Annotated in this window: 10 protein-coding genes and 1 pseudogene; 1 reads left to right on the top strand and 10 read right to left on the bottom strand. The window is 49.4% G+C overall.

Annotation, left to right across the window (positions count from 1 at the left end; all coding sequences use genetic code 11):
* Positions 1 to 11: 11 nt before the first annotated feature.
* From mukB to cmoM, 4 genes are read right to left on the bottom strand one after another with little or no spacing between them, the layout of a single operon-like run.
* Positions 12 to 4,466: a chromosome partition protein MukB gene (gene mukB / locus OK023_RS05990; protein WP_317695872.1), complete on the bottom strand. Its 4,455-nt coding sequence runs from the start codon at positions 4,464 to 4,466 to the stop codon at positions 12 to 14.
* Positions 4,463 to 5,182 carry a chromosome partition protein MukE gene (gene mukE / locus OK023_RS05985; protein WP_317695870.1) on the bottom strand — a complete coding sequence of 240 codons (720 nt, stop codon included), beginning with the start codon at positions 5,180 to 5,182 and terminating at the stop codon, positions 4,463 to 4,465. Before mukE ends, mukB begins: the two co-directional genes overlap by 4 nt.
* On the bottom strand, positions 5,163 to 6,485 hold the full coding sequence (mukF, locus tag OK023_RS05980) for a chromosome partition protein MukF (protein ID WP_317695868.1): 1,323 nt from the start codon (positions 6,483 to 6,485) through the stop codon (positions 5,163 to 5,165). The genes mukE and mukF overlap by 20 nt, the downstream gene beginning before the upstream one ends.
* Positions 6,482 to 7,267 carry a tRNA uridine 5-oxyacetic acid(34) methyltransferase CmoM gene (cmoM, locus tag OK023_RS05975; RefSeq protein WP_317695866.1) on the bottom strand — a complete coding sequence of 262 codons (786 nt, stop codon included), beginning with the start codon at positions 7,265 to 7,267 and terminating at the stop codon, positions 6,482 to 6,484. Before cmoM ends, mukF begins: the two co-directional genes overlap by 4 nt.
* A 152-nt stretch (positions 7,268 to 7,419) precedes the next feature.
* On the opposite strand from cmoM, the gene elyC reads away from it, so the two are divergent.
* Positions 7,420 to 8,196 (top strand): envelope biogenesis factor ElyC, encoded by a 777-nt coding sequence (gene elyC, locus OK023_RS05970; protein WP_317697518.1) that lies wholly within the window; start codon positions 7,420 to 7,422, stop codon positions 8,194 to 8,196.
* Positions 8,197 to 8,331: 135 nt separating this feature from the next.
* On the opposite strand, the gene OK023_RS05965 is transcribed toward elyC, so the two are convergent.
* The 6 genes and pseudogenes from OK023_RS05965 to OK023_RS05940 all read right to left on the bottom strand — a co-directional run bounded on the left by OK023_RS05965 (position 8,332) and on the right by OK023_RS05940 (position 11,757).
* A complete protein-coding gene (locus OK023_RS05965) occupies positions 8,332 to 9,228 on the bottom strand; it encodes a YcbJ family phosphotransferase (protein WP_317695864.1) in 897 nt (298 codons plus the stop codon).
* A gap of 147 nt (positions 9,229 to 9,375) precedes the next feature.
* Positions 9,376 to 10,125, bottom strand: a complete 750-nt coding sequence (kdsB, locus tag OK023_RS05960) for a 3-deoxy-manno-octulosonate cytidylyltransferase (RefSeq protein WP_317695862.1) — start codon at positions 10,123 to 10,125, stop codon at positions 9,376 to 9,378.
* Positions 10,122 to 10,304, bottom strand: a complete 183-nt coding sequence (locus OK023_RS05955) for a Trm112 family protein (protein ID WP_317695860.1) — start codon at positions 10,302 to 10,304, stop codon at positions 10,122 to 10,124. Before OK023_RS05955 ends, kdsB begins: the two co-directional genes overlap by 4 nt.
* Before the next feature lie 137 nt (positions 10,305 to 10,441).
* Positions 10,442 to 10,986: pseudogene (locus OK023_RS05950) on the bottom strand (DNA glycosylase AlkZ-like family protein).
* A 110-nt stretch (positions 10,987 to 11,096) separates the two neighbouring features.
* Complete coding sequence (locus OK023_RS05945; protein WP_317695858.1) at positions 11,097 to 11,324, bottom strand: cold-shock protein; 228 nt, start codon at positions 11,322 to 11,324, stop codon at positions 11,097 to 11,099.
* Between the two features lie 223 nt (positions 11,325 to 11,547).
* A complete protein-coding gene (locus tag OK023_RS05940; RefSeq protein WP_317695855.1) occupies positions 11,548 to 11,757 on the bottom strand; it encodes a cold shock domain-containing protein in 210 nt (69 codons plus the stop codon).
* Positions 11,758 to 11,781 lie beyond the last annotated feature (24 nt).

The raw sequence follows: 11,781 nt of genomic DNA, 5'->3' as shown, positions 1-11,781 counted from the left end.
GGGTATTTAATTCAGGCTTGTGGTGTTTCAAACGCTACTGTGCTCGACGCTGGTAGCTCACTAGCAAAACCACGCAGGCCCACAACGTGCACATGTTCATGATTCTGGAACACTTTACGCACCAGTTTATAGGTGGTGCCTTTCTCTGGGCTGATATTTTCTGGTGCGGCAATAATCAACTGCATTTCCAAACGATCACACAACTCGAATAGTGTAGCAATGGATTTTGCATCCAAACGCGCCGCTTCATCCAGGAATAACAGGCGGCAAGGGGAAATATCTTTACCGCGCAAACGACGTGACTCTTCCTCCCAGCTCTGTACTACCATTACCAGAATCGACATACCAGTACCGATCGCCTCTCCTGTGGACAAAGCGCCACTTTCCGCACGCAGCCAACCATCAGCCCCGCGGAACACCTCCACTTCCAACTCAAGATAGTTACGATAATCCAGCAGTTCTTCGCCGATGGTCTGCGGTGTCCGTTGGCCCATATCAATCTGTGGGTTCAGTCGCTGATATAACTTGGCCAAGGCTTCGGAGAAAGTCAAACGGTTACTGTTGAAGAGATCCTGATGTTGTTCCTGCTGTTCAGAAAGCACATCCAGCAATGTCGCATGCGCTTCGCGTACGTTTACATTCAAACGCACGCTTTTCACCTGACCGAATGAAACCGCTTGCAGCCCTTGGTTCAACATACGAATACGGTTTTGCTCACGTAGAATCGTCTTGCGAATAATGTTTGCCACACTCTTCGAACTTATAGCCAGTTTCTGCTCACGTGCAGTCAACTCTTCGGTCAATCGGGCTAGTTCAATCTCCATCTGTTCGATGGCTTCAACCGGGTCATCAGTGCGGATAATGTCCTGACGGATACGTTCACGCAGGTGTTGATACACCGCAATATAGAACTGGATTTTACGTTCGGGCCGCTTAGGATCTTCCGACAGGCGCAATATATCACGTAAATGCTCATTATCCGCTACCGCCAAACGCAATGCACCCAGTGCTTTATCCGACATGGACCGCAGTTCATCACCGTCCATATAGGCGAGTTCGCGACGATGCAGGCGACGTTCGACACCATTGTCTTTCACCAGTCGCATCACCATGCACCACCCCGCCTTAGCAGTGACTACCTGTTCGCGCAGTTGGTAATAATCGCGTTCCAGCTTACGCAATTTTTTCTGCAGGCCATCCATTTCAGCTTCACAGAAGGTCAACTGTTTCTCAAGTTGATTGCGGCGAGAACGGTTATTACTCAGTGAGGTATGAAGCTCATCGCGACGTGCTCGTGCACGAGCTTCAGCATTGACGTCTGCCTGAACGCCAATGTCTACCAGTTCCTGACGCAGCTCTTTCAACATATCCCGTTTGGCTTCAAAAGAGCTTTTCAGTGATGCCAACACTTGGCTGTATTGAGTAAACTGGGTCTGATATTGCCGCAGTTGTTCACGAGCTCTAGTACGTTCCGCCTCCGCATGCTCCAAGCGCTGGCGCAGTTTGTCGTTAAGATCGTTATCAGCATTCTGCATACCAGCAGAGTCTGTGTAGCTGAAGTGTGCTCGACGTTGGACGACTTCCGTCAAAGAAAAAGTCTGTTGCTTGGCTTGACGCTGGGCTGCCTGCGCTTGTACATAATCCTGTTGTAACTGCTCATGCTGCTCTGGGTCGCTTTGCAGAACCGAAAGCCACGGTTCCAGTTTGGCTAAAGAAACACCGTGCTGCTGGATATAACGCGCCGCATCCTGCGCCTCTTCCATTTCCTCTCGAATTTCTTCAACACGCTCTGACAACGTTTCGTCATTTAACAGTGAGACTAGCGGCATCAAGCGGTTAAGGGCAGAAATCCCCTCTTTCGACTGCTCATACTGCTGACGCTGCTGCTGGTTTTGTGCCTCATGCGCATTAAGCGCACGTTCGATTTCACCACGGCGGGTATTCATGGCACGGATTTCAGCTTCAGGGTCCGCGTCAAACACCACAGCAAGGTGAGTACCGATAAAACGGCTAAAAGCCTGATGAGAACGCTGGGTTTTCTGTACGTCAAATGACAGAGTCGCGTAGCGTTCAGCCAATGAGTCGCGTTCCGCATAAAGCACTTCCAGCCGATTTTCACGCGCCGCGCGGCCAAATAATGGTACTTCTGGATAACGCGAATAGCGCCACTGGCGATCGGCAATTTTCACAACTACCGCTTTTTCTTGCTCTTCAACAGCAAATACGCTGTCATCGAACGACTGTGGATCGCCTTCGATCAGATAGAGATCTTCAGGGCAATCCTCCAATCCTTCGAGCATTTCACGTATCAGCGACAAATCAGGCACGACTATCGCATGGCGCGAAGGGCCATATAACGCAGAGAAATAGGGGGCATCATCAATGGTTACGTCGTCATAGATTTCCGACAACAGCACACCACCGAAGCGTTCGGCCAAGGTCACAAGACGCTGATCCTCTGCACCACTCGGCTGGCTCAAACGCTCAATTTGCGCTTCAACTTCACGCTTACGGGCAGCAACTTCGTCACGTTCAACTGTCGTCTCACGCTCTCGCTCAAGCAGTTGCTGCATGTACTCAGTCACTTGCTGGCTATCTTCGAAAGTTTCACCGCTTTGTTCACTGAGTTGGCTCAGCGAATCCTGGGCGGATAGCCAAATAGGTGCACGCGCTGTCAGTTCTTTAATACGCTGTTGGATCTGTTCCAGTTCCTGGCGCATTTCCATTCGGCGTTCACCAGCTTCGCTGACGCTTTGCGATAGTGACTCCAAGCGTTCCTCAAGTTCCTGAAGCAAAACATCAAGCTCATCAGGTTGATAAGATTGTCCATGGCGTTTACAAAACTCCTGCAGGAGCCGCTCAGCATCCTGTTGGGCATGCAAGCGCTGCTCCAGCTCGCTCAAACGCATCCGTAAAGGCTGCACACGCTCAGCCTGGTGTTGTTGCGAAGGCCAATCACGTAACAATTCACGCGCGGTTTGCCAAGCCTCACTGCGGCTTACTGCGCCTGCAATTTTAACCACCAGCTGGTAAGCTTGTTCAAACTGATTGTGAGCCGCATCGGCAACACTCAGTTTTTGCTCCAGCATCAACAGCGATTCTGTCGCCTCTTGTTCACGCGCTCGGAAGGTATCTAGCCACTCTTCTGCATTCTCAGCGGTAAGCTCAGGCACTTGACACAATGCACGAGCACGCTCAAGCGCCTGAAGGGCCTGCTGATACTGAATAGCACGCGTCTGTTGCACGTCCAGAGCCTGTTGATAATCGGCAAGTTGGCTTTTCAACTCATCAACTTCAAGTTCTGCGGCTTCGGCACGCGCTTCGTGCTCTGCCTGCTGTTCACCTGCCTCAGCCACTATCTCATTCTGTTCTTCCAGACGATAGGTCAGCTCTTCCAGATCACCTTCATAGCGCTCAATTTTCTCCTGCTGGCGCATAGCGGTCTGTACCAGATTCAGGTGATCGCTGGCAGCCTGGTAGTCGGTTTCCAGATCGGATTCAGCTGCGCTCTGTTCTGCCAACTCCCGCGCCATTTCAACGTGGCGTAGCTGATCTGCAGCCAATAGCTTACGGCTACCCAGTAAATCACTGCGCAATACCAAAGCACTGTCGAGATGAATACGACGTTCATTCGCATGGCGCATATAATCTGCCGCCACATAGGATGTGGCTTCAGAAATCAAATGCTTGAACAGATCGCGATCGGATTGGGTCACACGTATCGCTTCCAGTGTCATGCGATTCTCGCGCAGTGCAGCCTCCATGTCCTGAAAGGCTTTACGTACACCGCTATTTTCTGGCAACAGGTAATCACGCAGTGAGCGGGTAATGGCGCTAGAAATACCACCATACAGGGAAGCTTCGATCAGACGATAGAATTTACTTCGGTCAGCAGAAGAGCGTAGGCGTTTGGGGATCACCCCCAAATCAAACATCAAAGCATGGTAATCAGTAATGGAGTTGAACTGCTTGAACTGCACCCCCTCCATCTCTTCAACACGCTCTTTCAATTCTTGTAGCGAAAGCACCCGTGCCTGACGTTCACCCACAGTTTGAGTTAACAACTCTGTTGGCTGCACTGAGGTCGGCAGACCTTGAATAGTGAAGGGCTTGATATCAACTTTACGATCACGGCCGGCAACCTGTTGCAAGCGCACGCCAACAACCACGCGTTGATGACGCGAATTGACCACATCCAACGTAGAATAACAGACTCCCGCACGCAATTTACCGTGTAAGCCTTTGTCGCGCGAACCACTGGTAGCACCTGCTTCAGTAGTATTACGGAAGTGTAACAGTGTAAGGTCTGGAATGAGCGCGGTAACAAACGCCGCCATGGTGGTGGACTTACCTGCCCCATTACCGCCTGAAAGCGTCGTAACCAATTCATCCAAATCGAAGGTTCGGGCAAAAAAGCCGTTCCAGTTAACCAGTGTCAGCGAGCGAAATTTACCGCGTTCAATCATTCCTGTTCATCCTCTGCACTGTCATTAGTGATATCTGCTTGCGCATCAATGTCATCATTCAGTGACAGACTGTTTTCAACCGGCATCGCCTCACCGTCACGGATCATGCGTAACTGTGCTTCACGCGGATCGTCGCCGCTACGCACATCAGCGCCAAAACGGAATACCGCTTCAGTGATGCGGAACTTGCTACTGTCATTACCCATGAAGTACAACATGCCCAGGCGGCGCAGGCGATTGAGTGAGGAACGTACTTTTTCATGTAGCTTCTGGCGATCCAGATCCGAACCAGTAGAGCGCTGGTTAACAAACTTCAACAACTTGTTCTCATCCGCCAGGCTCAACAGTTCTTCATACAACTCTTGCTGGCTGAAGATGCCTTCGTGGGCGAGACGCTCCGGGCTGAGATAGAGGTAACAGAGGATCTTGCCAACCATCATATCCAATTCGGAAAGTACAGAACGTGGGATCAATGTGGTGGAGCGAGGGCGCAGGTAAAAGAATCCTTCCGGCGCGCGGATCAGCTCGACGCTATAGCGAGCATAAAAATCTTCCAACTCATCTTGGAAGTCCATTAAGAAAGCATGGTTGTCCAACTCATCAATACCGATGTGACGACCTGCCCGCAATTGGCTATCTAACGCAGGAAATAGTGTGTTAGACAATGCCTTGGCCAGCTTGACTGGCATTACTTGTTCAATATTTGTCGATGACATGGGCCTGTACCTTGGCTCCGTAATCATTGATTGCCTGCCATTTTGCCGGCAACCCTGAAAAATCGGCTTCGGCCACACCAAGGCGCACTGCCTGGTCGACCACTATGCGTGCAACGTCAAAATGACGCACTCGCGGATATTGTGCCAGATAGTCGCGCATCACCGCCCCAAGATCGAGTGGCATTTTTTGTTCCTGATAAATCTTTAACGCTTGTTCGATCATGGCAGCCAACTGTTCACGGATTTCACTGAACTCTTCAAACTCAAGGTCAGGAGGTAATTCCCCGGTAACTTCCTCACTGCGTAACGCCAGTTCCTCGTCACGCATGTCGAGTAGACGGTCAGCATTAGCATGAGTTAGGCTCCAAGGGCTTTCGAAATAATTTTGCACGGACTGACGCAGACGTTGAGCAAATACCCGGTTTTTATCCATGTCGATCGCAGTGCGAATAAACTTATGCACGTGGCGATCATAACCGATCCACAGATCAATCGCCTGTTGTCCCCAACTGATGATGCGATCGAGTTTGCTTTGCAGGTCGAACACCAACTTGTCAACAAAACCCAGCTCCATCCCACCCAGTGTGGCATCCTGGATACGTAACAGGTTGGCCTGAAGTTTATCACCTGCAGCCTCAAGCGTATCCTGTAGCTCACGCAACGTGACTGACGTTTCCGACAGCAGCATCTCACAGCTGGAGATCGCCGCACGCCAATCCTTGTTGAGCAGTGCAGCGATATCCTCTTTCACACTCTGCTGCTGTTCATCCATTAACCGCTGAGTAAGATCAATACTGTCGAAGATCTCTGCCACCGAGTACTTTAGTGGTGCAAAAACATTGCGATGCCAATGGTAGTCATCGCCGCCTTCTTCAGCTGCATCTGCGGCACGTTTCAACTCTTCAGCCACAATGGACAACTGCATTGAAAGGCGCAGTGTAGAAAACTCACGCTGGCGAATGTAATAATCTGTAATACCAATACCCAGCGGCGTCAGTCGATAAATCGCATTTCCATCGGCTAATTCGCTGGTAAAACGATTCAAAAGGCGCTGGCGTACCATGTCGTTTATCGCATTATTAGCACGGTTCGCCACTGTTTCATTCGTCTGTTCAAACCCTTTGCTGACATGGCGAAATGCATCAACCAGCTCACCTTCGCTCATCTCACCATCTAGGCGCTCACCATTTAGTGTGGCTATGGCCAGCAAAAAAGCGAGACGCTCTGTGGGGAGCGAAATAGAGAAGTCATTTTTCCGTGCCCAGGCGACCAGTTCGGGGACTGTCTGGGAAATGTCACTCATAGTTCGTCCTTCAGGTTTGGTTTATGCGCCATAACGTGAATGTAACGCCCCAAACTCACGTAGGGTTCTTGCCGGCAATAGTGTTGTTCAAGCGCCAGTAACTCTTCAAATTTTTGTGTCTGTAATTGCCTGCTTTGCAGATAATCATGGAAAACCCTCACGCCGGTTTTCCCTGAAATCTGCATCCCCATCTGTTCCAACCAACTGTAAACTTGCGGTGGATTATGTGGGTACTGTGGCGACAGAGAGCGCTTTCGACGCCTTCTAACCTCGGGCGCAACCAATTGGAAATTCCCCAAAACGACATTGCGCATCAAAAGACCATTGGCATTAAAAAACATCAGTGAAAGTGCGCCGCCAGGCAACAAACAGTTGTACAGAGCCTGTAGTGCAACCTGTGGTTCCGCGATCCACTCTAACACCGCGTGGAACAATATCAGATCAACAGGCTGTTCCAAGTGTTGGCTTATCTCTTGTGCAGAACTTTGTATGAATTGCATGTTCTGGCTCACACCTTTCTGCTCTGCCAGTAACGCAGCACGCTGGATCATCTCACTGGAAAGATCGCACAACAAGACTTGATGGCCTAATTCTGCTAATTGACAGGCCATATGCCCTTCGCCACCACCGGCATCCAAAATACGCAGAGGCCTTTGTGGCAACATCGCCAAGAGGAAAGTCAGATCCTGCCAGACCACAGCCTGACGGATTTTACCTTTGGTCGTGCCGTAAATATTACGCGCAAATTTCTCAGCAATATCGTCAAAGTTACGATCCTGCATGGGCAACGGCTCCGCTTAATCTCTTTTGGCTTACGGCAAATCGCTTGCCCATTCAAACCTGCTATTTTGGCACAGACTGGCTTAGAATAAATCTTCTTGCGGCCTAATTGCGCCCATGTGTCGTTTTTTCGCCCAAAAGGACCTGATTTTTGATACTTTTCAACCTAAAAAAGTTCATCGGTAACCTGATGATGCCATTGCCCGCGCTGTTGTTACTGATGGGGCTAGCTTTACTATTGCTATGGTTTACCCGCTGGCAGAAAAGCGGCAAAGTCATATTGAGCCTGAGTTGGCTGCTTTTGCTCCTGCTGAGCTTGCAACCTGTATCAGACCGCCTGCTACGACCACTTGAATCAGACTATGTGACCTATCGTGGCAACACACAGGTAGATTATATCGTGGTATTAGGTGGAATTTATACTTTTAACCCCGATTGGGCGCCCAGTTCAAACCTGCTCGACAATAGCCTGCCTAGGGTCACAGAAGGTGTCAGGTTATATCTTTCACACCCTGGCAGCAAAATGGTCTTTACCGGAGGCCGAGGAGCAAGCACCATAAGCAACGCCGCTACTGCAGCACGGGTTGCTGAAAGCCTAGGCGTACCACGCAGAGACATCATCACTCTGGATCGCCCGTTGGATACCGAGCAAGAAGCGGCAGAGGTTGCTGAGTTAGTTGAGCAAAAGCCTTTTATTCTGGTTACATCCGCTAACCATATGCCACGCGCCATGGGCTTTTTCGAAGTGCAGGGATTACATCCAATCCCTGCTCCCGCGAACCAGTTGGCGATCAGTTCCCCATTAAACATCTGGGAGAAAGTGATGCCCTCTCCCATGTTCCTTGGACACAGCGAACGGGCGGTATATGAAACCCTTGGCGGCATTTGGCAACGATTGAAAAGCAAACAGGAAAAAACGATACCCAAGTAGCGTCAAGTTACGGACAAAACGCAATGCGTTTTTGAACAGTGTTTGCGCTGCCCCCTGAGGGATAAGTCTCTAAGACGTGTCGAGTAACTCAACCAACGCCGCTGCAGCTTGAAGAACGACGGATATAGCCGGGAATTATTGCGCGAGCCAGGGCACTAGTTGCTTTGATGCCTGATCGAATAGTTCACGATCCAGTTGGCCAGTATGGGTCATCTTGGCGACTATTTCCCACACAACATACAACCAACGACGCGAAAGGAAAGATTCCGCTACCGGCGCACGCTGTAAATAACGAAAGAGTAGTTGGTCGGACATTCCCGCTTCACAAAGTCTAAAAAGCTCGTACTCCCTAGGTGCCCACAACATCATGCCTGGGTTAAGCATCGCCAGCAATTGATCGGTTTTAGCATCTTTCAGCATACTGCGTAAGGAAAGATTACCGTGTACCAACACACAAGGATCGTCAAAATCGTCAAAAAAATCGCCCAGCATCTCCTTTGTTCGATACAGCAAACGGCGATCCGCCATGGTCAACAGCGGGGAGTTAAGATTATTCAAAGTTGACCATAGCACCTCGATCCGCTGTTGGTACCAGTTGAACCAGTCATTTTCTTGGGTGTTGTCAACTGTGCCAACACACCCATGACTATCGATGCGATGCCAAGCCAGCACCCCATCGATAACCTGATCCATCAAGATATCCCAGCGCCCTGCAGTACGCGTAGGAGCCTCAACCGAAACCCCTCGCAGACGCTCGATCAACAAAATTTCATAGTAGGGCTCTTGACGGGTAGAGACCATACCCAAAACCGTAGGCAGACGAATATCCCCCTCGCGCGCCAGCATAGAAAGCTTGTAAGCTTCCTGTTGAGCTATCCCCTCACAAACAAAGCTTTTCGCCATTAACGGAATTGCATGGTTCTGCTTATCGTAAAGCGAGTACATGTGGGCATAAGGTTGTTCACTGACGCGCTCCAGGCGACTGATTGACTCCCCCAGCACAATACTCAATTCAGCACGCAACTGTTCCATTGGACGAAACCTCCAAGTTAAGGAAAACCGCTACATCATCAAACGAAGTGCAGAAAAATTCTTCAACGCAGATCAAAAAAGGGATAAGGGCTGGGAATGAAATGACCGGAGCACCAAACTCAGCTCCGGCTTAGGTTGTGTAGTACCTCAGTGTTTGATACTTTCACGCACACGTTGCAGGTCTTCGGGAGTATCCACGCCGACACTAGGAATGGCATGCGCCACAGCGACGTGAATTTTTTCTCCGTACCACAGAACACGTAGCTGCTCTAACAATTCGATCTGTTCCAATTGACTTGGCTGCCAGCTAACGTAACGGCGGATGAATCCTGCTCGATAAGCATAGATACCGATATGTCGCAGTAAGCTGTTACCAATGTTTTCTTTAGACTGGGCAAAGCGTTCACGATCCCACGGAATAGTCGCACGCGAAAAATAGAGCGCGTAGCCTTGCGCATCCATTACCACTTTTACCGCATTGGGGTTAAAAGCCTCTTCAGCAGTGTCAATCGGTACAGCCAGTGTAGCCATGCCCACATTACTGGCGGCAAGGTTTTCTGCCACCTGACGTACAATTACATGGGGAATCAAGGGTTCATCGCCTTGCACATTGACGATGATTTCATCATCTGAAAAGCCGCATTTTTCGATCACTTCAGCCAAGCGTTCAGTGCCTGAGTGATGTTCAGAACTGGTCATACAGACCTCTCCGCCCGCCGCTTCCACCGCTTTGGCAACATCGGGATGATCGGTGGCTACGATAACGCGAGAGGCACCTGATTCACGCGCACGTTCCATCACATGCACTACCATGGGTTTACCGTGAATATCCGCTAACGGTTTGCCAGGCAACCGGGTAGAAGCGTAACGCGCAGGGATGATAGCAATAAAACTCATGCGTGCTTCTCGTCAAGTGAGAGTGAACGCGCTTCATTTTCCAGTAACACCGGAATACCATCGCGCAATGGATAGGCCAGGCCGTCCAATTTACAGACCAGTTCCTGGTTTTGTTTATTGAAATACAGTTTTCCGTTGCATACAGGGCAGGCAACGATCTCGAGTAAACGGTGATCCATGCTTCCTCCAAGGGAAGAATTATCATCAGTGAATTTCGTCAGGATAGCATAACGCCATTGAGGAGGTTAATCACCGCCTGATTTGTCTGGTCTGTGACCTCAGTAATTTACCCTACTCACGCTGACGATGTCATTCCTTACTCCACCAACCAACCTTTCCCCCACTCATTCACCAGTTGAGTCGGTAAATTTCCCTGCGAGATTTGCCGAGCGCCATGCCACTTTGCTGTACGAGTTATCGCCTGCCAAACCATCCTGACAACGCTGCTTGTTCAATTTGACCTTAGGTTCGAGGTGAAAACTGATAATCTCAAAAATGCCCTGCTTACTATGCATTTTTGCATCAATCCGTCCTATCACTTCACCCCGTTGTAATAACGGCAGAGTGAAATAGCCAAATTTGCGCTTTGCTTTCGGTGTATAGCATTCCAGACGATAGCCAATATTCAAATAACCTACGTGTAGCTAAAGATTGTTCTAACCATTCTGGCTGATAGTCACCCAAACGTCTAAATAACACTAGATAAGGGCTACGCGCTACCACACTGATGGTGTCGATTTGTAGCAATCACATCGTGACAACATCGTTAGGACAAGTTTTACGTTTGATTGGGATGAGTAGCCCTTGAGTGGCAAGATGCAGAAAACGCGCAGAAGGAAGCGAAATAACCGGTGTTTTCATCCGGATATCCAAGGGTATGGAACAATGGCAAGATGATAGAGGATATCGAAGAATTTTTCTTCGCCAGTGCAAGGAGGTGACGGCACCGGCACTGGCGAGGAAGAGTTGGGTCAGAACGCGATAACGTCTGCCGCGGACAGTCCATGAGAGCTGCGATAGATCGAGAACTCAACGTCCTGACCTTCGTTTAACGATTTAATCTTGGTATTGGCGATAGCTCGGCGGCTAACGTAAATTTCGTCACTACCATCAACCGGTGAAATAAAACCATAGCCTTCAGCTTGGTCAAACCACTTCACACGGCCCATTTTTAACACAGTATTTTTATTCTTAAACATAACTAAACTCCTATCACTTGAGCATCCCTAACAACATTTTTTTTGTTTGTTGTTGGATGCTACCAGCCCATCCTAAAGTTTCTCGTAACAAACCTCTCATGAGCAAAAAATTAAAAACCCGCACTAAGGCGGGCTTGTTGAACTTAATATCTTCCGCAATAAATCAGCGTAACCGCATCATTATGGTTGTATCAAGTTCTCTTCTACGCTATCCCCTGTTGGTTTACAGAGCAACAACGTTAGCGGCAGCCGGCCCACGCGGGCTGTCCTGAATGGTGTATTCAACACGCTGGCCTTCAGCCAGAGTTTTGAAACCTTCGGTCATGATAGCGGAGAAATGTACAAATACATCTTTGCCGCCGTCTTGTTGTTCAATGAAACCAAAACCTTTGCTTTCGTTGAACCACTTTACCTGACCCATCTTCTTAGACATTACTTTTACCTTAAAATATATTTA

The organism is Serratia sp. UGAL515B_01, from assembly GCF_033095805.1.
Classification (GTDB): Bacteria; Pseudomonadota; Gammaproteobacteria; order Enterobacterales; family Enterobacteriaceae; genus Chania.
Note: the sequence above shows the minus strand (reverse complement) of the source record. Positions and strands in the feature narration are given on the sequence as shown.

Coding starts and splice junctions, on each gene's coding strand:
- kdsB (WP_317695862.1), bottom strand. CDS start 10,125: ATGAGTTTTATTGCTATCATCCCTGCGCGTTACGCTTCTACCCGGTTG.
- mukB (WP_317695872.1), bottom strand. CDS start 4,466: ATGATTGAACGCGGTAAATTTCGCTCGCTGACACTGGTTAACTGGAAC.
- mukE (WP_317695870.1), bottom strand. CDS start 5,182: ATGTCATCGACAAATATTGAACAAGTAATGCCAGTCAAGCTGGCCAAG.
- OK023_RS05955 (WP_317695860.1), bottom strand. CDS start 10,304: ATGGATCACCGTTTACTCGAGATCGTTGCCTGCCCTGTATGCAACGGA.
- cmoM (WP_317695866.1), bottom strand. CDS start 7,267: ATGCAGGATCGTAACTTTGACGATATTGCTGAGAAATTTGCGCGTAAT.
- OK023_RS05940 (WP_317695855.1), bottom strand. CDS start 11,757: ATGTCTAAGAAGATGGGTCAGGTAAAGTGGTTCAACGAAAGCAAAGGT.
- OK023_RS05965 (WP_317695864.1), bottom strand. CDS start 9,228: ATGGAACAGTTGCGTGCTGAATTGAGTATTGTGCTGGGGGAGTCAATC.
- mukF (WP_317695868.1), bottom strand. CDS start 6,485: ATGAGTGACATTTCCCAGACAGTCCCCGAACTGGTCGCCTGGGCACGG.
- OK023_RS05945 (WP_317695858.1), bottom strand. CDS start 11,324: ATGTTTAAGAATAAAAATACTGTGTTAAAAATGGGCCGTGTGAAGTGG.